General features: G+C 65.2%; 16 protein-coding genes and 1 pseudogene. 13 read left to right on the forward strand and 4 right to left on the reverse strand.

Features of this window, described 5'->3' with window-relative positions; translation table 11 throughout:
• The first annotated feature begins 121 nt into the window (after nt 1-121).
• Entirely contained in the window at nt 122-1,183 is a 1,062-nt protein-coding gene (locus ACE10X_RS16260; protein WP_038382146.1) for a ketopantoate reductase family protein, read from the forward strand.
• Nucleotides 1,184-1,349: 166 nt separating this feature from the next.
• On the opposite strand, the gene ACE10X_RS16265 is transcribed toward ACE10X_RS16260, so the two are convergent.
• Both ACE10X_RS16265 and ACE10X_RS16270 read right to left on the reverse strand, forming a co-directional pair.
• Nucleotides 1,350-1,952 carry a thiamine pyrophosphate-dependent enzyme gene (locus ACE10X_RS16265; protein WP_038382145.1) on the reverse strand — a complete coding sequence of 201 codons (603 nt, stop codon included), beginning with the start codon at nt 1,950-1,952 and terminating at the stop codon, nt 1,350-1,352.
• 8 nt (nt 1,953-1,960) lie between these two features.
• Nucleotides 1,961-2,536: a thiamine pyrophosphate-binding protein gene (locus ACE10X_RS16270; RefSeq protein WP_038382144.1), complete on the reverse strand. Its 576-nt coding sequence runs from the start codon at nt 2,534-2,536 to the stop codon at nt 1,961-1,963.
• Nucleotides 2,537-2,723: 187 nt separating this feature from the next.
• Between ACE10X_RS16270 and ACE10X_RS16275 the strand changes: the two genes are divergently transcribed.
• The 4 genes from ACE10X_RS16275 (at nt 2,724) to ACE10X_RS16290 (ending at nt 6,524) form a co-directional block, all read left to right on the forward strand.
• Nucleotides 2,724-3,689, forward strand: coding sequence for a tripartite tricarboxylate transporter substrate binding protein (locus tag ACE10X_RS16275; RefSeq protein ID WP_038382143.1), 966 nt, complete (start codon nt 2,724-2,726; stop codon nt 3,687-3,689).
• A gap of 3 nt (nt 3,690-3,692) precedes the next feature.
• A complete protein-coding gene (locus ACE10X_RS16280) occupies nt 3,693-4,589 on the forward strand; it encodes an amidohydrolase (RefSeq protein WP_051002639.1) in 897 nt (298 codons plus the stop codon).
• A gap of 15 nt (nt 4,590-4,604) precedes the next feature.
• Entirely contained in the window at nt 4,605-5,654 is a 1,050-nt protein-coding gene (locus ACE10X_RS16285) for a hydroxyacid dehydrogenase (RefSeq protein WP_038382142.1), read from the forward strand.
• Between the two features lie 654 nt (nt 5,655-6,308).
• Nucleotides 6,309-6,524, forward strand: coding sequence for a hypothetical protein (locus tag ACE10X_RS16290; RefSeq protein ID WP_016840216.1), 216 nt, complete (start codon nt 6,309-6,311; stop codon nt 6,522-6,524).
• 13 nt (nt 6,525-6,537) lie between these two features.
• On the opposite strand, the gene ilvD is transcribed toward ACE10X_RS16290, so the two are convergent.
• The gene (ilvD, locus tag ACE10X_RS16295) at nt 6,538-8,382 is read right to left on the reverse strand and encodes a dihydroxy-acid dehydratase (protein ID WP_375764297.1); all 1,845 of its coding nucleotides are present in this window, start codon (nt 8,380-8,382) and stop codon (nt 6,538-6,540) included.
• Between the two features lie 217 nt (nt 8,383-8,599).
• On the opposite strand from ilvD, the gene ACE10X_RS16300 reads away from it, so the two are divergent.
• The 3 genes and pseudogenes from ACE10X_RS16300 to ACE10X_RS16310 all read left to right on the forward strand — a co-directional run bounded on the left by ACE10X_RS16300 (nt 8,600) and on the right by ACE10X_RS16310 (nt 10,421).
• Complete coding sequence (locus ACE10X_RS16300; protein WP_038382140.1) at nt 8,600-9,157, forward strand: carboxymuconolactone decarboxylase family protein; 558 nt, start codon at nt 8,600-8,602, stop codon at nt 9,155-9,157.
• A 4-nt stretch (nt 9,158-9,161) separates the two neighbouring features.
• Nucleotides 9,162-9,877, forward strand: a pseudogene (locus tag ACE10X_RS16305) (SDR family NAD(P)-dependent oxidoreductase).
• A gap of 16 nt (nt 9,878-9,893) precedes the next feature.
• On the forward strand, nt 9,894-10,421 hold the full coding sequence (locus ACE10X_RS16310) for a VOC family protein (RefSeq protein WP_038382139.1): 528 nt from the start codon (nt 9,894-9,896) through the stop codon (nt 10,419-10,421).
• Nucleotides 10,422-10,426: 5 nt separating this feature from the next.
• Here ACE10X_RS16310 and ACE10X_RS16315 read toward each other — a convergent pair whose 3' ends face one another.
• The gene (locus ACE10X_RS16315; RefSeq protein ID WP_304556397.1) at nt 10,427-11,431 is read right to left on the reverse strand and encodes a LysR family transcriptional regulator; all 1,005 of its coding nucleotides are present in this window, start codon (nt 11,429-11,431) and stop codon (nt 10,427-10,429) included.
• Nucleotides 11,432-11,603: 172 nt separating this feature from the next.
• On the opposite strand from ACE10X_RS16315, the gene ACE10X_RS16320 reads away from it, so the two are divergent.
• The 5 genes from ACE10X_RS16320 (at nt 11,604) to ACE10X_RS16340 (ending at nt 18,783) form a co-directional block, all read left to right on the forward strand.
• Nucleotides 11,604-12,536 carry an ABC transporter permease gene (locus ACE10X_RS16320; protein ID WP_375764298.1) on the forward strand — a complete coding sequence of 311 codons (933 nt, stop codon included), beginning with the start codon at nt 11,604-11,606 and terminating at the stop codon, nt 12,534-12,536.
• Between the two features lie 70 nt (nt 12,537-12,606).
• Complete coding sequence (locus ACE10X_RS16325; RefSeq protein WP_038382137.1) at nt 12,607-13,632, forward strand: sugar ABC transporter substrate-binding protein; 1,026 nt, start codon at nt 12,607-12,609, stop codon at nt 13,630-13,632.
• A 209-nt stretch (nt 13,633-13,841) separates the two neighbouring features.
• Nucleotides 13,842-16,115 carry an ABC transporter permease gene (locus ACE10X_RS16330; RefSeq protein ID WP_375764299.1) on the forward strand — a complete coding sequence of 758 codons (2,274 nt, stop codon included), beginning with the start codon at nt 13,842-13,844 and terminating at the stop codon, nt 16,113-16,115.
• A complete protein-coding gene (locus ACE10X_RS16335) occupies nt 16,115-17,236 on the forward strand; it encodes an SMP-30/gluconolactonase/LRE family protein (RefSeq protein ID WP_051002637.1) in 1,122 nt (373 codons plus the stop codon). Before ACE10X_RS16330 ends, ACE10X_RS16335 begins: the two co-directional genes overlap by 1 nt.
• Nucleotides 17,237-17,247: 11 nt before the next feature.
• On the forward strand, nt 17,248-18,783 hold the full coding sequence (locus ACE10X_RS16340; protein WP_051002644.1) for a sugar ABC transporter ATP-binding protein: 1,536 nt from the start codon (nt 17,248-17,250) through the stop codon (nt 18,781-18,783).
• Nucleotides 18,784-19,093: the final 310 nt, after the last annotated feature.

Raw genomic sequence — 19,093 nt, forward strand, 5'->3', positions numbered from 1 at the left:
ATGGCACAGGCCCGTTTTTTCATGAAGCGGCCGGTTGGCCTGACGGCCCGATCCCCTAGACTGGTCGGCAATGGACGGACGCAGCAAGCGTCTGCCTTGGTCAAAAGCAGGGGATGGAAGCATGGCTCGGAAGATCGCGATCGTCGGCGCGGGTGCGGTCGGCGGCTACGCCGGTGCGCACATGGTGCAGGCTGGAGAGGATGTCACCTTCATCGATCCCTGGCCCGCGCATGTCGAGCACATGCGCAAGCACGGGCTGCGCGTCACGCACGCGATGGACGTCGCGGAATTCTCGGTGCCGGTGCGCGCGCTTGATGTCACCGACGCGCAGCAACTGGCAAAGGAAAAACCGGTCGACATCGCCTTCGTCTGCATGAAGTCCTACGACACCGCCTGGGCCACCATGCTGATCCGGCAATATCTGGCGGCGGATGGCTACGTCGTCTCGCTGCAGAACTGCATGAACGAGGAAACCATCGCCGGCATCGTCGGTTGGGGCAAGACGCTCGGCTGCATCGCGAGCAGCATCACCGTCAATCTGCCGGCGCCCGGCCATATCCACCGCGGCGCCGGCAAGGGCGGCGCGGCGCACACCGTGTTTCGCGCCGGCGAGGTTCATGGCCGCATTACCGCGCGGGCCGAAGAGGTGTGCCGCCTGGTCGGTTATTCCGACAGCGCCAAGGTCACCTCCAATCTCTGGGGCGAGCGTTGGTCCAAGCTCGTCGCCAACGTGATGGGCAACGGGCTCTCGGCCTGCACTGGTCTGGCGGGCGGCGAGGTGCTGCAAAGCGAACCGCTGCGCCGCTTCTCGACGCGGCTCGGCAGCGAGGCGATCCGCGTCGGTCAGGCGCAGGGCTATCAGCTGGAGGAGATCCTGCATCTGCCGCCCGAGGCCATCGCGCGGGCCGGCGAGGGCGACGAAGCCGCGACGCGCGCCTGCGACGAGCAGCGCTTCAAGGATGCCAAGCGCACCTCGTCCGCGCAGCGTCCCTCGATGGGCCAGGACATGCAGAAGGGCCGCCGCACCGAGATCGAATTCCTCAACGGCCTCGTGGTCCGCGAAGGCGAGAAGCTCGGCATCGCCTGCGCGGCGAATGCCGCGCTGACCGACATCGTCAAGCGCGTCGAACGCGGCGAGCTGGCGCCGGATCCCCGGCATATCACGGAGCTGAGGTTGAATTGAGCCGACTCACGCGAGGGCCCGACTGCCGTCATTGCGAGCGCACGAAGCAATCCATCCAACCGCATGCACGGATGCATGGATTGCTTCGTCGCTTCAGCGCAAAATTGCTCCGCAATTTTGTCGCGAGCTCCTCGCAATGACGGATGCGCGGCCGCCGGGTCTTGCCCTACAGCAGCTGCCTGACCCCCATCCCATGCATGAACCGCTCGCGGATCTGCACCGGATCGCGGCGGGTGGTGCCGGTGCCGGGCTTGTCGTCGATGCGGACGCCGATCAGGGTCGGACCGGAGGCCTGTTTCGACTGTTCGATCAGCCGCTCGAAATCGTCCTCGTCGGCGGCCCAGGAGCTGTTGACGATCCCGCTCGCGAGGGCAATTGCCACGATATCGGTATGGCCCGCCGCCGGCGTCGGCTGCGCGCCCGTGATCTGGTAGATGCCGTTGTCCATCACCACCATGGTGAGATTCTTCGGCGCCAGCGTCGCGATGGTCGAGAGGCAGCCGAGCTGCATCAGCAGCGAGCCGTCGCCTTCCAGCGCGAACACGCGCCGGTTCGGCTGCGCCAGTGCGACGCCGAGCGCGATCGGGAAGGCGAGGCCCATGCTGCCCAGCATGTAAAAATTCTGCGGGCGATGGCCGGCGGCCCAGAGGTCGAAATTGGTGTTGCCGATGCCGCCGATCACGGCCTCGTCCTTGAGCCCGGCGACGAGGCGTTGGGTGAGCTCGAAGCGGTTCATCACCTTGGTGTTGCGCGCGTGGGTGCTGGTCATGGCTGATCTCACTTGTCGAAGGTCTTGCCGCCGGTCAGCAGCGGCGAGAGGATCAGCGCCACCGGCGCCTGGGTGGTGACGGCCTGCTTGATCGAGCGGTCGGCGATGAATTCGAGCTCGTCGAGCCGCGTGATCGTGTGATGTTCCATGGCCAGCGAATCCAGCACCGGGCGCATGGTGCGGCAGACCAGCGCCTGGCCGTAGTTGAACTCTCCGAGCGTGCCACGCTCGGAGACGAACATGATCAGCGGGATCTGGTAGGGCACCGCGAGCGAGGCCAGCACGTTGGCGAGCGTGGCAAAGCCCGAGGTTTGCATCAGCACCGCGCCGCGCGTTCCCGCCATCCAGGCACCGGAGACGATGCCCACCGCTTCTTCCTCGCGCGCGGTCGGAAACGTCGTGAAATAGGGATCGACGTGCAGGTCCTTGATCAGCGTGGTCAGCACCCGGTCGGGCACATAGGGCACGAGCTTGATCTCGTTCCGCTTCAGCGTCTGCAGCACGATGCCGTGCCAGGTCGTCGCCGCATCCTGGGACTTGTCCTTGGCTTTATCTTTGGACGAGGCTTGTTCCGCGGCCGCCATCCTGTTCTCCCTGCTCGCGCGACGCTGGTGGCCGCTTGCCGCACGAAACTTGACGCGGTGCCTGCGATTGTCAACATGTCGCGGCCGCAACGCGATCTGCGGAATTCGGCCATCGCAGCGCCGAACCAACGTGCGATACAGGCGTAACGAAAAAGGGACGGTAGCGATCAAGGGACGGGAGGCGTCGATGGCCGGATGGGTCTGGCGGACCGCCATTGCGGCAGCGGCCATGATTGTGGCCGGCCTTGTGTCCGCGCAACCGTTCCCGGCCAAGGCCGTTCACATTCTCGTTCCATATCCGCCGGGCGGCGGCGTCGATGTGCTGACGCGGACGCTCGCCGAAGCGGTGTCGAAGACCTGGACGCAATCGATCGTGGTCGAGAACCGGCCCGGCGCCGGCGGGGTGATCGCCTCGCAGGCGATCGCGACCTCCGCGCCCGACGGTTACAATCTGATCATGGTGGCGAGCGGCCACGCCACCAATCCGTTTCTCTATCCAAAGCTGTCCTACGACACGTTCAGGGATTTTTCACCGATCTCGCTCTTGGCGTCGTCGCCGAACGTGCTGCTGGTGCGCGCGGATTCGCCGTTCAAATCGGTCGGCGACGTCATCGCCGCGGCGAAGGCGAAGCCGGGCAGCCTGTCCTTCGCCCATGCCGGCAACGGCACCTCGACCCATCTGGCCGGCGAGCTGCTCAAGAGCCTCGCCAAGATCGATCTCGACGCGATCCCCTACAAGGGCGGTGCGCCCGCGATCAACGATCTGCTCGGCGGGCAAATTCCGCTGTCGTTCAACAACGGACCGGAATCGGTCGGGCAGTTGCAGGCCGGCACGGTTCGCGCGCTGGCGGTGACGACGGGCTCGCGCGCGCCGTTCCTGCCTGACGTGCCCAGCATGTCTGAAACCGTGCCGGGCTACGACACCGAGGTGTGGTGGGGCTTGCTTGGACCCGGCGGTATGCCCGCCGACCTCGTGGCCAAGATCTCGCATGATTTCGTCGCGGCGGTGAACACCGATGTTGTGAAGGAGCGGCTCGGCAAGCTCGGTGCAATCCCGATCGGCTCCACGCCGGACAAGTTCGCCGCCAAGATCAAGGCCGACTACGACAAATGGGGGCCGATCATCAAGGCCGCCGGCATGAAGGCGGAATAGAACATGGCTGCGTCGGAAATTCCCGCCTGCCTGCCGCCGCGTGCGGTGACGCCGCCAAAGGACAAGCTGCCGCCGAAGGCCTGCGACACGCATGCGCATGTATTCGGTCCGGCCGACCGCTTTCCCTATGCCGGCGATCGCAGCTACACGCCGCCGGACGCGCCGCTCGCGACCTACCTCGGCATGCTCGATGCGCTTGGTTTCGCCCGCGGCGTGCTGGTGCAGGGCAGCGCGCATGGCCACGACAATTCGGCGATGCTGGATGCGCTGCAGCGCGAGCCCGCGCGTCTGCGCGGCGTCGCGGTGGCCGATGCCGATGTGGCGGCGGGCACGCTGCGGCAATGGCACGTGCTCGGCGTCCGCGGCCTGCGCTTCAACCATTTCTTCCGCGGGGGTCAGCTGCACTATCGCGGCGGCATTCCCTTGAACGTTGCCGAAACCCACGCGGGCGTGATGGCCGAACTCGGCTGGCATCTGCAGCTCTGGATCGATGTGAAGGATTTGCCCGACACGATCCCGACGCTGAAGGCGCTGGGGTTGCCGGTCGTGGTCGATCACATGGGCCGCACCGACGCCGGCGCCGGCATCAACACCGCGGGCTTTCAGAGCTTGCTGCGTGCGGTGGACGAAGGCTGGTGCTGGACCAAACTGTCAGGCGCGCATCGCCTGAGCCAGCGGGCCCCTGATTATCCCGATGCGCGGCTGTTCCACGAAGCACTGGTGTCGGCCAATCCTGAAAGGCTGGTGTGGGGCGGCGACTGGCCGCATCCGCGGGTCGAGGGCGAAATGCCCGACGCCGGCCATCTGCTCGACCTGTTTCACGAATGGACGCCGGACGCGGCGACACGGCACCGCATCCTCGTCGACAATCCCGCACGACTCTATGGCTTCCCAAACTGAAAGCTGCTCGAAGACATGACCGTCAACAACAAGCGCGTGTTCTACGTCAAATACCTCGCCCACGAGATCTACGTCGATATCCTGAAGAAGCGGCCGGACGTCCGGCTCGATCGTTTGGAGAACGAGACGCCGGAGGCGACGTTCGGGCCGGTTCTCGCCGACGCGCATGCCTATCAGATCGGCGCGGCGCGCGACGAGCTGGCGCCGCATTTTCATGCCCATGCCGAGCTGTTGAAGCGTGCGCCGAATCTTCTCATCGTGTCGTCGAACGGCGCCGGCTTCGATCCCGTCGACGTCGATGCCTGCACCGCGGCGGGCGTGCTTGTCGTCAACCAGTCCGGCGGCAATGCCAATTCGGTCGCCGAACACGCGCTCGGCATGATGCTGACGCTGTCGAAGCGGATCATCCAGTCCGACCGCAGGCTGCGGCGCGAGGCCAATGTCAACCGCAACGATCTGATCGGCAATGAGCTGAAGGAGAAGACTGTCGGCATCGTCGGTCTCGGCAATGTCGGCCGCCGCATCGCCGAGCTGTGCAAGGGCCTCCTGCACATGAAGGTGATCGCCTACGATCCCTATCTCACGGCGGATGAGATGGCGAAGCGGGGCGGGGAGAAGGTCGAGCTCGACGATCTCTTGCGCCGCGCGGACTTTGTTTCGATCTCGTGCCCGCTGGACAAGAACAGCCGCGGCATGATCGGCGCGCGCCAGTTCGCGCTGATGCAGCCGCACGCCTATTTCGTCACTACCGCGCGCGGCTTCATCCACGACGAGAAGGCGCTGGAGGAAGCGCTGCGTGACAAACGTATCGCCGGCGCCGGGCTCGACGTCTGGGACAAGGAGCCGCCGCCGCCGGATCATCCGCTGCTGCAGTTCGACAATGTGCTGGCGAGCCCGCACACCGCCGGCGTCACCCGCGAGGCGCGCATCAACATGGGCCGGATCGCCGCCGAGCAGATCCTCGACGCCCTCGACGGCAAGCGCCCGCCGCGCATCATCAATCCCGAGGTGTGGCCGGTCTACGCAAGACGGTTCGAGAAGGCGTTCGGGTTCATGCCGGGGTAGGGTCAGCCCTGCCCTTGCGGGGCCGCGGCTGCGCGCGGCCAAAATATCGAAAACAACCCCATGCAAAGGAGCTGGCGGCTTGCCGGCGTTCGAGCAGGGCAACTTGACGCGTCGGGCAACTCAGGGGTACATTTCCAATATTCCGAAATCGTGTAAGCGCCGCCTTGCGGGAGAGATATACCGCAAGGGCGGAGGGAACCCTTCCGCCGGTGCGCGCCTCGCACAAGCGGCCAGCCGTGCGAGCGTTGTTGCGCGCCCCAAAAACACCGGAGAAAATCTCCTTCGTCGTAGCCTCGATCGAGGCAATAAACCCACTGCCAAACGACCGCCTCACAACGCGTCCGTTGTTATTTTCCCTGAGATATCGACGGCTTAGCCCGAAATCGCCATTTTCCCTCCGTGCCCGTCCATTCCGGGCACGGAAGGAAGACGTTCATGCGACAGGTCCAGTCATTGCTCCGCAACGCGCCCGCGAAAATCGGCCGCCGTCTTGCGCAGATCGTCGCGATCGCTGCCGCCAGCCTGCCGCAGGCCGGCGCGTAGTTTTCCCCGCTGCGAAAGTCGCACACGTGTCAGCCGAATTAACTCACGACCCTTTCGTGTTAGTGCTAGCGTGGTACCCCCGGGCTCTGCCGGTGCAGCAGGGAGGGTTCCATGTCACGCTTCGTCGTTCATTTCATGAAGGACGTGCTCGGCGGCAATGGCCGCGAGCGCGAGGTTTGCCAGGGCGCGCTTGAGATCGACGCCTCGAGCGAGGGCCAGGCCACCGAGATGGCCAAGGTCAAGTTTTGCCAGGAACAATCGCTGTGCGACTGGTCACTGCATGCCGACCGCATCCGGATCGAGGCGGCCGACTTGCACGTGACCTAGCACTTGTCGCCGATCACTCCGGCAGGATGCGAACCGCACCCTTGGCCGCGCTGCTGGCGAATGCCGCATAGGCCTTCAGCGCGGTCGAGACGGCGCGCTTGCGTGGCGCTGCCGGCTTCCATGCCGCGTTGCCCTTGGCTTCCATCGCTGCGCGACGGCGCTTCAGCTCGGCATCGTCGACCTTGAGGTTGACCTTGCGGTTCGGGATGTCGAACTCGATGATGTCGCCTTCCTCGACGAGGCCGATCAGGCCGCCTTCGGCGGCTTCCGGCGAGACGTGGCCGATCGACAGGCCCGACGATCCGCCGGAGAAGCGGCCATCGGTGATCAGCGCGCAGGCCTTTCCGAGGCCTTTCGACTTCAGATAGCTGGTCGGGTACAGCATCTCCTGCATGCCGGGGCCGCCGCGCGGACCCTCATAGCGGATCAGCACGACGTCGCCGGCCTTCACCTTGTTGGTGAGGATGGCGTCGACCGATGCGTCCTGGCTCTCGAAGATCCGGGCCGGGCCTGAGAACTTCAGAATGCTCTGGTCGACGCCGGCGGTCTTCACGATGCAGCCGTCCTCGGCGAGGTTGCCGAACAGCACGGCGAGGCCGCCGTCCTTGGAATAGGCGTGCGCGGCGTCGCGGATGACGCCCTTTTCGCGATCGAGATCGACCTCGTCGAAGCGGCGGTCCTGGCTGAAGGCTTCCTGGGTCGGTACGCCGCCCGGCGCAGCGCGGTAGAAGTCGCGCACCTTGTCGCTTGATGTCCGCACCACGTCCCAGCGGTTCAGCGCATCATCCAGCGTCGCGGCGTGCACGGTCGGCCCGTCGGTCGTCAGCAGCTTGGCGCGGTCGAGCTCGCCGAGGATCGCCATGATGCCGCCGGCGTGATGCACGTCCTCCATGTGGACGTCCTGCACCGAGGGCGCGACCTTGCAAAGTACCGGCACCTTGCGCGACAGGCGGTCGATATCGGTCATCGTGAACGGCACTTCGCCCTCGCGCGCGGCAGCGAGCAGATGCAGCACGGTGTTGGTCGAGCCGCCCATCGCGATATCGAGCGTCATCGCGTTCTCGAACGACTTGAAGTTCGCGATATTGCGCGGCAGCACCTTGGCGTCGTCCTGCTCGTAGTAGCGGCGGGCGAGGTCGACGATCAGATGGCCGGCCTCGACGAACAGGCTCTTGCGGTCGGCGTGGGTCGCCAGCACCGAGCCGTTGCCGGGCAGCGCGAGGCCGAGCGCCTCGGTCAGGCAGTTCATCGAGTTCGCGGTGAACATGCCGGAGCAGGAGCCGCAGGTCGGGCAGGCCGAGCGCTCGATCACCTCGACCTCTTCGTCCGACACGTTGGAGTCGGCGGCCGCGACCATCGCGTCGATCAGGTCGACCGCGCGCTTCTTGCCCTTGAGCAGGATCTTGCCCGACTCCATCGGTCCGCCCGAGACGAACACGGTCGGGATGTTGAGCCGCAGCGTCGCCATCAGCATGCCGGGCGTGATCTTGTCGCAGTTGGAGATGCAGACCATCGCGTCGGCGCAATGCGCATTGACCATGTATTCGACGCTGTCGGCGATCAGCTCGCGCGAGGGCAGGCTGTACAGCATGCCGTCATGACCCATCGCGATGCCGTCATCGACCGCAATGGTGTTGAACTCCTTGGCGACGCCGCCCGCCTTCTCGATCTCGCGAGCCACGAGCTGGCCGAGATTCTGCAGATGGACGTGGCCGGGCACGAACTGGGTGAAGGAATTGACCACCGCGATGATCGGCTTGCCGAAATCCTCGTTCTTCATGCCGGTGGCGCGCCAGAGGCCGCGTGCACCCGCCATGTTGCGGCCGTGAGTGGTGGTGCGGGAGCGATAGGCGGGCATCGTAAATCCTTCTCAAATCCTTGGGCTAAGGGCATTTTTTAGGGGAGTTGGCGCTCCTTATGCCTGCCCGTGGATGCGGATTCAAGCGCGGAACCGCATGGCTGAACCCCGCAATTCGGGCAATGTCGAACGGTCGGCTTGATCTCGGCCGGCCCGGTGCATTAGCTGGGCGCATCGACGGCAAGAACAACGAACAAGCAAAAAAAGGGAGAGACGCGTGGCAAGGCTGCCCCTGATTGATCCGGACACGACGGGCGGCGATATCCGCGCCGCGTTCGACCGCATGCCGGTCAAGCTCAACATCTTCCGCATGATGGCCCATGCCGAGGCCAATGCCATTCCGCTGATGCGGCTCGGCAATTCGATCCTGCACAAGCAGAAGCTGTCGGCGGTCAACCGCGAGCTCTTGATCCTGCAGGCCGCGCAGCTCGAGGGCGGCGCCTATGAATGGCGCCAGCACGTGCCGATTGCGCTCGGTGTCGGCGTCACCCAGGCGCAGATCGATGCCGTCGAGCGCGGCAACTACGACGATGCGGCGCTGAACGCAGCCGAGCGCGCGCTGCTCGGCTTCGGCCGCGAGGTGGTCGAGAAGGTTCGCGTCGGCGATGCCGCCTTCGCCGGCATGCGCGAGCATTTCAGCGATCAGGAGATCGTCGAGGCGATCGTCGCGCTCGGCTTCTACATGATGATGGCGCGCCTGACGGAGGCAACCGAGACCGATCTCGATCCGGCCGCCGGCATGGCGGTCTACGAGGGCGGCAGGAATCGGAGCTGACGGGATGTCGGAGACTTCGCAAGAGGCCAGGCAAGACACGAAGCCGGAGCGCTATGTCCGTCCGCTGAGCGCGGAATCCTCGGGTACCGCGCCGGGCAGGGGACGCCTCAACGGCCGCCGCATCCTGGTGGTCGGCGGCGGCCAGCGGGTGTTCGATGCCGCCACCGATCCGATCGGCAACGGCCGCGCCATGAGCCTGCTGTTCGCGCGCGAGGGCGCGCATGTCGCGGTCGCCGACCTCAACCGTGCCTCGGCCGAGGACACGGTTGCGCGTACTGCTGATGACGGCGGCCGCGCTTTCGCGATCGCCGCCGATGTCACTAAAGAGGCCGACGTCATCAAGATGGTCGACGAGGCGCATCGCACGATGGGCGGGCTCGACGGCATGGTGCTGAACATCGGTACCTTCGGCAAGACCGGGCTCGACAATGTCAGCGCGGAGGAGTGGAACAGGATCTACGACGTCAATGTCCGCGGCCCGATGCTGTGCTGCCGCGCGGCCTTGCCGAAATTCGAAGACGGCGGCTCGATCGTCTTCATCTCCTCGATCGCGGCGCTGAAGGCGGGATCGCAGATGGCGGTCTATGATTCCATATCCCGTTCGGCCGTCAGGCGACGGCCTGGGAGATCGCCTATGCCGTGCTGTTCTTCATGTCGGATGAAAGCGTCTATGTTACCGCGCAGACGCTCGCGGTCGACAGCGGGCTCAGCGGTTTGTGAGCGGCGGGGAGGGCGCATGAGTGCATTGTTCGGCAAGGTCTGTCAGAACGGCTACGTCGTTCGCGACATCGATGCGGCGCTGAAGTTCTGGACCGAGACACTGCGGGTCGGGCCGTTCTTCCTGATCCCCTCGGTCAAGGTCGATTGGTTCCGTTATCGCGGCGTGGACTCCGCGGTCGAGATGTCGATCGCGCTGGCCAATTCCGGCGATCTGCAGATCGAGTTGATCCAACAGCGCAACGACGCGCCGTCGATGTATCTGGATTTTCTGGCGCGCCACGGCGAGGGCCCGCAGCACATGTCGTACTGGAGCACGGACTACCAGTCGCTCTACGACCGCGCCATCGCTGCAGGCTTCACGGTCGGTCATGAAGGCCAGATCGGCGGCCCCAAGGGACGCTTCGCCTATTTCGACACCGCCGGCCATGCCGGCACCGTAATCGAGATCTCAGACATCTCGGGATCGAAGGGGCGGTTCTTCGAGAAGATCAGGACCGTGGCCGCGACTTGGGACGGCTCGGACCCGATCCGCGTGGTGGGCTGACGCGGCTATTCGGCGGCGATGCTGGCCGGCGCCGGATATCCCACGCGGGGGCGCATCTTCGCGCGCCCGTTCCTGCGGCCGAACTGGCTGCCGGCCAGCAGCGCCGCGGCCGCGCGCAGCTGCTCGCGCAGCCATTGGTTGGTGGTGTCGTCCTCGGCGGTGGCGTGCCAGTAGAGATAATTGACGTGCGGACTGATCGGGAACGGGCAGGGGAAGCATTGCAGCAGCCCGGGATCTTCCAGTACGGAGGCGGCGCTCTCCGAGGCGGTCAGCAGCATGTTGCTGCGGCTCACGACGTGGCAGGCGGTTGCGAAATTCTGGCAGGTCAGGCGAACAGTGCGGGTCAGGCCGAGGCGCTGGAGCTGAAAATCCTCGAACGACAGGCCGCTGCGCCGCGACGTCACGCAGACATGCTCCATGCGCAAATAAGCCTTCTTGTCGAGCCGGGTGCCGAGCTCGGGATGGCCGCGCCGCGCGAACACCGCGATATGCTCGGTCAGGATCTGCTCGCGCCGCACCTCCGCCGAGAGCGGCAATAGTGTATCGATCGCGACGTCGAGGGTGCCGGCGGCCAGCTCGCGCTCGAGATTGTTGCGCTCACTGCGCACGGTGGCGATCTCGACCAGCGGCGCCACCGTGCTGATCCGGTTGACCAGCGCGCTCAGCATCGGCGCCTCCAGATTGTTGCGCAGCCCGATCACGAACCGCTTCGGCGTCTGCGCCGGATCGAACCGGTGGGTGTGGGTCAGCGTCGTCTCGAGGCCGTTGAGCGCCTGGCGCACCGTGGTGATGATCTGCCGGGCCAGCGGGGTCGGTGTCATCACGTGGTTGCGGCGCACGAACAGCGGATCGTTGAACATCGCGCGCAGCCGGCTCAGCGCATGGCTGACCGCGGGCTGCGTCAGGTTGAGGCGGAAGCAGGCGCGGCTGACGCCGCCCTCGGAATAGATCGCGTCGAACACGACGAACAGGTTCAGATCGACGTCGCGTACATGCATGAAAATGATCAATCCGTATCCGCCGAATGCATTTGACGAATACTAATCGGCACTCTTAAAGTCTCAAGCAAAATAATACCTGGAGGAAACGATGAGCGTGCAATCGCCATCGCGCGGCGTTGCTGTCCCTGCGGCATCATCTCGCCTGGGCGCAATGTTTGCGAAGCCGAGCCAGGAGCAGATCGTGCTCCTGATCACCATCGCGCTCCTGATCGTGTTCGGCCTGACGCTGAACGGCTTCGCCACCGTCTCCAACCTCCTGAATTTGTTGCGGAGTATTTCCATCCTCGGCGTGCTCGGCCTCGGCATGGGGCTGATCGTGATCAGCCGCGGCATCGACCTCTCCGAGGTCGCGATCATGGCGGGTTCCTGGGCGATCGCGCTGATCTACATGCAGAACGGCATGCCCGTTTTCACGGCAGTGCTGCTGGCGCTGGCGATCGCGGTGTTGATCGGCGTCGTCAACGGCGTGATGGTCGCTTTCGTCGAGGCGCCGGCGCTGTTCGTGACGCTGGCTGCCGGTTTCGTGATCTATGGCCTCGCCTTCTGGATCGCGCCGGCCTGGGTGGTCTATGCGCCGAAGGATGCGCCGGGCCTGATGTATCTCGGCGCCGGACGGTTGTTCGGCATCCCGGTTCCGATCCTGGTGTTCGCGGCCTGTGCAATCGCGATGCATTTGTTCCTGTCGCGCACCTCGATCGGCCGCTTCATCTATTCGCAGGGCGACAATCCGGAGGCCGCGCGGCTGACCGGCGTCGCGCTGAGACCGCTGATCGTGCTCGAGCACGTGCTGGTTGCACTGCTCGCCTGGATTGCGGGCCTGGTCTGGGTCGGCACCACGGGCAGCATGCAGATGGCGATCACCCAGGGCACCATGATCTTCGATGTCGTGCTCGTCGTCGTGATCGGAGGCATCAGCCTGATCGGCGGCCGCGGCAGCGTGTTCAGCGTCGTGGTCGGCTGCATCCTGATTGGCACGCTGCTCAACGCCTTCACCATCATGGACGTCAACAGCGAGGTGCAGAACATCATCAAGGGCGTGGTGTTGCTGGCCGCCATCGTGCTCGACAACTGGCTGCATCCCCGCGACGAGGAGACCGCGCGGCAAGGGGATTGAAACAGGGCGACCGAGCCGGCCGCCGCGCCAAATGAATCAATCAAAAGAAATTGCTTTGTGGAGGGAGACGATGAAGACGACGACGAAATTCTGGACGATCCTGCTGGCCGGCGTGACGCTGGCCGCGATGCCGTTTGCGGCATCGGCGCAGGAGGAAGGCACCAAGACCGCGCGCGAGCTGCGTGCCGTCTACGACAAGGCGCTGCAGGGCAAGACAATCGCCTATCTGCCGATCGCGCTCGGCGTGCCGCTGTCCGACGAATGGGGCCGGGTGGTGCAGGAGGAAGCCGAGTGGCGCGGCATGAAATATGTCGTGCGCGATCCCAACAACAACCCCTCGGCAATGCAGCAGGCCCTGACCGCGCTGGTCGACCAGAAGCCCGACGTGCTGATCGTGCAGAATCCGAGCGTCACGCTGCTGATGAAGGATCTGAAGCGCGCCGAAAGCCAGGGCACGCACGTGATCCAGATCAACATGTCCTCGAACTACAAATCCGGCGCCTTTGTCGGCGCCGACTGGCGCGAGATCGGCAAGATGCTGGCGAACGAAGCCGTCAAGGCTTGCGGCACCGGCTCGGGCAAGTCGGGCAAGGTCCAGATCGTGCAGGGCGAACTGACCGCGGCCGCCAGCGTCGACCAGGTCGGCGGCATCATGGAGGTCTTGAACAAGGATCCGAACATCAAGGTGGTCTCGAACCAGGCGGCGAACTGGGACGCCAACACCGCGCTCAACGTCACCGCGACGGTGATCCAGCAGCACCCCGACCTCTGCGCCTCGATCGGGTTCTGGGGCATCATGGAGTCGGGCGCGGCGCAGGCGATCCGCAATGCCGGCAAGATCGACGATGTGAAGGTGTTCGCCTCCGGTGAAGGCTCGCAGCTCGATTGCGACCAGGTCAATTCGGGCAATTTCTACAAGTTCCTGAGCTACAAGGCGACCGAGCAGGGCCACGACCTGATGTTCGCCGCCGAAACCCTGCTGGTGTCCGGCGAGAAGCCGGGCAGCCGCAATCTCGTCTACTACACGCGGCCGATCTGGCTCGATAAGTCGAACGCCTCGGGCGCCAACTGCTTCGCGCTACCCAAGAAAAATTAACAAGGCGCGGACAGCCGGCGCGGGGGGGCATTCCCGCGCCGGCTGTATCAAAGAGCACGATCCGGCAAGGTGGAGCCGGTTTTTCTCCGACCGACGCGCAGCGTTTGCGGAGAGCGTGTTCATCAAGGGACGAGGTCGCGATGCGATGGCCGATCGCATCATGACCAGGAGCATGATCCGGGACGTGCAAGCCGGCTCTCCGCAAGATCGTGCGCGATCACGAGCACGATCCGGAAAAGTGGAAGCCGGTTTTCCGCAAGATCGTGCTCAATCACGAGCACGATCCGGAAAAGTGGAAGCCGGTTTTCCGCAAGATCGTGCTCAATCAAGAGGATGCTTTGGCGATGTCGATGGCCGTTGATTCCTTTGCCGCATCGGTGCGGCGATTTTCACCCCGGCTCCTGCTGTCGGAGCTGCTGCTGAAACAGTGGTTCGAGCCGGTGGTTCCCTTCACCGTGATGATCGGGCTGTGGACCTATTTCGCGCTCACCATTCCCGACTACGCCTCGGTGCAGAGCTCGGTGTCGCTGCTGCGGCTGTTCGCCGAATTCGGTTTCGTCGTGCTCGCGATGGGCTTCTGCCTCGTCACCGGCGGCATCGACCTCTCGGTCGGCGCGATCTTCGCGCTGTGCAATTTCGCGGCGCTGTACTTCCTCTTGGTGCGCGAATGGCCGGTCGGCCTCGCCGTGCCGGCGACGCTTCTGGTCGGCGCGCTGCTCGGCAGCATCAACGGCTTCCTGATCGGCTTCCTGAAGACGCGGCCGTTCCTGACCACGCTGGTGACGCTGATCATCCTGCGCGCCTCGGTCAATCTGCTCAATACCAGCTACGCCCAGGTGTTCGCGACCAACTCGGTCGAGAGCGACGCCTGGGATTTCATCGGCGGCGGCAGCGTGCTCGGCATTCCCGTCAATGCGGCGACGCTGTTCGTGGTGCTGTTGATCTGCCACATCTTCCTGTCGCGCTCGCGCTACGGCTGGCATCTCACCGCGATCGGCGCCAGCCGCAAGGCGGCGCGCCACGCCGGCATCCGCGTCCGCGTGATGCTGTTCATGACCTATGTGCTGTCGGGAACGCTGTGCGCGGCGAGCGGCATCTTCTACGCCGCGCGGCAATCCTCGACAGACTCCACCACCGGCGTGGGGTGGGAATTCCAGGCGCTCACCGCCGTCGTGCTCGGCGGCGTGTCGCTCGCGGGCGGCAAGGGCACGGTGTGGCGGGCGATGATCGGCGCGCTGATCATCTTCCTGTTGATCAACGGCCTCGTGCGGATGGGCATCCCGGGCTACGTCACCTCGGCGGTGACGGGCATGATCCTGCTCGCCGCCGTCGGCATCGACGTCAAGTGGTCGAAGAACCGCGGCAAGGCGATCCAGAAGATCTATGTCAATCCGGCCTTCGTGCCGCTCGCCTCGGCGCCCGCGGTGCAGCCCGGCGCGGCCTCGCCCTACGCGCAGAACGACCGGCTGATCAACGCGCAGGCGATCGGCGTTGATCAGGTCGAGGGGCCCGAGGACGTCATCCTCGACCGCCAGGGCCGGCTCTACGGCTCGACCCGCGACGGCAATGTGATCCGTTTCTCCGGGCCGAATTTCGAGACGCGCGAGGTGTTCGCCCATATCGGCGGCCGGCCGCTCGGCATGCAGTTCGATCGCGACGAGAATCTGATCGTTGCCGTCGCCGGCATGGGCGTCTACGGCGTCGCGCCCGATGGCGGCATCTTCAAGGTCACCGACGAGACCAACCGCACCTGGTACAAGCTGAACGACGATTCCCGCCTGCGCATGGCCGACGACCTCGACATCGCGCCCGACGGCAAGATCTATTTCAGCGACTGCACCACGCGCTACGAGATGACCACCAACACCCTCGACATCCTCGAGGGCCGGCCGAACGGCCGCGTGGTCTGCTACGATCCGGCGACCAGGACCACGCGCACGGTGATCAACCACTTCTATTTCCCGAACGGGATCTGCGTCTCGCATGACGGCAAGTCGATCCTGATCGCGTCGACCTCGCTGTGCAAGGTGTTCCGGCACTGGATCGCGGGGCCGAACAAGGGCAAGACCGAGGTGTTGATGGACGAACTGCCGGGCAACCCCGACAACATCAACCGCGCTTCCGACGGCACCTACTGGCTGGCGCTGGTCGGCATCCGCACACCGACATTCGACCTTGCCGCGCGAAAGCCCGGCTTCCGCCTGCGCATGGTGAAGCAGGTGCCGACCGACGAGTGGCTGGCGCCGGCGCTCAACCATGGCTGCGTGCTGAAATTCAACGAGGAGGGCGAGGCGCTGGAATCCTGGTGGGACCCGACCGGCATCTCGCATTCGACCCTGACCTCGATGCGCGAGCACCAGGGCTATCTCTATCTCGGCGGGCTCGAGAACAACCGGATCGGCCGCATCAAGCTCGACGGCGTCGACGACAGCTGGACCGGCTACGACGCCTATTGGGGCGCGAAAAGCAGGGTGACGACGTAATGGGATTCTTCGATCATCTGCTGCGCGACATCCGCAGCGTCATCGACCGCGACGGCGGCCAGAACGCGATCCCGCCGCTCGACGGCGCGCTGAGCCCGAACGACCGGCTCGACAGCGCCACCCCGATCGGCGAGCTGCTGCCCGGCATCGACGACGTGATCGCCACCGGCGACGGCGCGGTCTATGTTTCCGCAGGACGCCGGGTGCTGAAGCTCGGCGGCAATGACTTGTCGACGCGTACAGTCGTCGCCGAGTTCGAGGATGATGCCGGCGGGCTCGCGCTGCATCCGGACGGCCGCCTCCTGGTCTGCGTCGCGGGCAGGGGCCTTGCCGCGATCGATCCGGCAAAGCCCGATCCGCGCTGGCTGGAGTCCGTCGGCGGCAGCGCGCTCACCGGGCTGTTGTCGGTGACGGCGGCGCCCGATGGCCGCATCTATGCCGTTGAAGGCAGCGCCGGCCGACGCCCGGGCGAATGGCGGCACGACCTGATGGAGAAGCGCGCCAATGGCCGGCTCATCAGCTGCGGCGCCGGCCTCGACAATCCGCAGGTGCTGCTGCGCGATCTGCCCTATCCCTATGGCATCAGTGTTTCGGCCGACGGCAACAGCCTTTGGCTCACCGAAAGCTGGGCGCATTGTCTCAGCCGGTTCGCGCTCGGCGGCAACGGGCTTGGTCCGCGCGAGACCGTCGCCGCCAACATGCCGGGCTATCCGGCGCGGCTGCATCCGGACGGCCGTGGTGGCTTCCTGCTCGGCATCTTCGCCCGCCGCACCCATCTGATCGAGTTCGTGCTCAAGGAAGACGATTTCCGCGAGGAGATGATGGCGACGATGCCGCCCGATTACTGGGTCGCGCCGGCGCTCGCCGGCGGCAGCGATTGCCTCGAGCCGATGCAGATCGGCAGCGTCAAGGCGCTCGGCATCCAGAAGCCATGGGCGCCGCCGCGCTCCTACGGTCTGCTGGTGCATCTCGATGCCGAGGGCGATGCGACCGACAGCCTGCACAGCCGCGCCGGCGGCCGCTTCCACGGCATCACCGCTGCCTGCGCCACGCCATCGGGCGTCGTGATCGCGGCGCGCGGCGCCGGACGCCTGCTGCGCACTACGGGAGAGCTGCGATGAATGACGGTGTGATGCAGGCGGCCCCCGGCGCCAAGACGGCAGAGACCCCCGCAGCCCGCGAGCCGGTGCTGCGGATCACCAACGGTTCGAAAATCTACGGCGGCGTCCACGCCATCGAGGGCGTCAATTTCGACCTCTATCCCGGCGAGGTGCATGCGCTGGTCGGCGAGAACGGCGCCGGCAAATCGACGCTTTGCAAGGCGATCGCGGGCGCGATCCAGCTCACCTCCGGCGACTATCAGCTCGACGGCAAGCCGACCGGTTTCGAGCAGCCGCGCGACGCGCTCAATGCCGGCATCTGCATGGTCTATCAGGAGACCAGCCTGGTGCCGACCATGACTGCCGCGCAGAATATCGAGCTCGGCAACGAAAAGCTGCTGACGCGGTTCCGCACCCTGAACATCCAGGCCCAGCAGCTGTTGCAGTCGCTCAACTTCCACGTCGATCCGGCAACGCCGGTGGCGCTGCTCGGCACCGCCAAGAAGCAGATGGTGGAGATCGCGCGCGCGATCTACAACAAGGCGCGCATCATCATCTTCGACGAGCCGACCGCGTCGCTGACGCCGGAGGAGATCGTCCACTTCTTCCATCTGGTGCGCGACCTGCGCACCCGCGGCGTCTCGATCATCTACATCTCGCATGCGCTGGAGGAATCGCTGCAGATCGCCGACCGCATCACGGTGCTGCGGGACGGCAAGCTGGTGATCACTGCGCCGGCCAGGCAGCTGACCCGTGATGCGCTAGTGCAGCATATGGTCGGCCGCGAGGTGGCGCAGGCGGTCTATGGCGGAAGAGAGAAGACCCATCAGCGCCGCGAGAAGGTGCTGACGGTCGAGAACGTCACCATGGGCATGGCGGTCAAGAACATGTCGTTCTCGGTCTATGCCGGCGAGGTGGTCGGCATCGCCGGCCTGATCGGCTCCGGCCGCACCGAGATCGCCAAGATCATCTACGGCGCGCTGAAGCGCAATCTGGTCAATGGCGGCACCATCCGGCTGCGCGGCAAGCCGATCCGCTACCGCGTGCCGCGACAGGCGATCAATGACGGCATCGCCTACATCACCGAGGACCGCAAGGCCAACGGCTTCTTCGAGACCATGGTGGTCGACGACAACGTCTATATCGGCAGCCTCGCCACCGGAAAGGGCTGGAGCTTCCTGCTGTCGCGCGCGCGGCGCAGCAAGCTCGCCAGCTACTGGGTCGATCGGCTCAAGATCAGCGCATTGCAGCGCAAGGCCAGGATCATCGAGCTGTCCGGAGGCAACCAGCAGAAGGTGGTGCTGGCCAAGACGCTGGTGCAGGATCCGTCGATCATCATCTTCGACGAGCCGACGCGCGGCGTCGACGTCGGCACCATCCCGCACATCCACGGCGAAATCCGCCGTCTTGCCGACGAGGGCAAGGCGGTGGTGGTGATCTCGTCCTACCTGCCGGAGATCCTCGCGGTGTCCGACCGCATCCTGGTCGCCCGCACCGGGCGCATCGTCGCCGAGTTCGACGCGGCGGATGCGACGCAGGACAAGATCCTGTACGCCGCGGTGCATTGAGGGCGCGCAGCGCGGCCTGGCATCGGCGTCATTGCGAGGAGCGACAGCGACGCAGCAATCCACGTCTGCGCTTGCCGCAGCGTGCCGCGAGTAGCAATGCGTGGTCACCGGTCGTGCACCAAATTTGGTGTCGTCCCTGCGAAAGCAGGGACCCATAGCCGCCGATCGCTTTTGGTTCGCAGCGCCGGGGCCACAGCTTATTTCACCAAAAAGGGCCTGGGGTTATGGGTCCCTGCTTCGCAGGGACGACAGTTGCACATGTGCGAGCCCGCCCTTGACATTTTAAGTATAAAATAATATCCCCCATCGG

It is taken from the genome of Bradyrhizobium sp. Pha-3 (assembly GCF_042258325.1).
GTDB classification, from domain to species: Bacteria; Pseudomonadota; Alphaproteobacteria; order Rhizobiales; family Xanthobacteraceae; genus Bradyrhizobium; species Bradyrhizobium elkanii.

What these genes read in the sequence shown, in the direction of transcription:
- ACE10X_RS16280 (WP_051002639.1), top strand. Translation starts at nt 3,693, where the DNA reads ATGGCTGCGTCGGAAATTCCCGCCTGCCTGCCGCCGCGTGCGGTGACG.
- ACE10X_RS16285 (WP_038382142.1), top strand. Translation starts at nt 4,605, where the DNA reads ATGACCGTCAACAACAAGCGCGTGTTCTACGTCAAATACCTCGCCCAC.
- ACE10X_RS16265 (WP_038382145.1), bottom strand. Translation starts at nt 1,952, where the DNA reads ATGACCAGCACCCACGCGCGCAACACCAAGGTGATGAACCGCTTCGAG.
- ACE10X_RS16340 (WP_051002644.1), top strand. Translation starts at nt 17,248, where the DNA reads ATGCAGGCGGCCCCCGGCGCCAAGACGGCAGAGACCCCCGCAGCCCGC.
- ACE10X_RS16310 (WP_038382139.1), top strand. Translation starts at nt 9,894, where the DNA reads ATGAGTGCATTGTTCGGCAAGGTCTGTCAGAACGGCTACGTCGTTCGC.
- ACE10X_RS16325 (WP_038382137.1), top strand. Translation starts at nt 12,607, where the DNA reads ATGAAGACGACGACGAAATTCTGGACGATCCTGCTGGCCGGCGTGACG.
- ACE10X_RS16335 (WP_051002637.1), top strand. Translation starts at nt 16,115, where the DNA reads ATGGGATTCTTCGATCATCTGCTGCGCGACATCCGCAGCGTCATCGAC.
- ilvD (WP_375764297.1), bottom strand. Translation starts at nt 8,382, where the DNA reads ATGCCCGCCTATCGCTCCCGCACCACCACTCACGGCCGCAACATGGCG.
- ACE10X_RS16275 (WP_038382143.1), top strand. Translation starts at nt 2,724, where the DNA reads ATGGCCGGATGGGTCTGGCGGACCGCCATTGCGGCAGCGGCCATGATT.
- ACE10X_RS16270 (WP_038382144.1), bottom strand. Translation starts at nt 2,536, where the DNA reads ATGGCGGCCGCGGAACAAGCCTCGTCCAAAGATAAAGCCAAGGACAAG.
- ACE10X_RS16260 (WP_038382146.1), top strand. Translation starts at nt 122, where the DNA reads ATGGCTCGGAAGATCGCGATCGTCGGCGCGGGTGCGGTCGGCGGCTAC.
- ACE10X_RS16290 (WP_016840216.1), top strand. Translation starts at nt 6,309, where the DNA reads ATGTCACGCTTCGTCGTTCATTTCATGAAGGACGTGCTCGGCGGCAAT.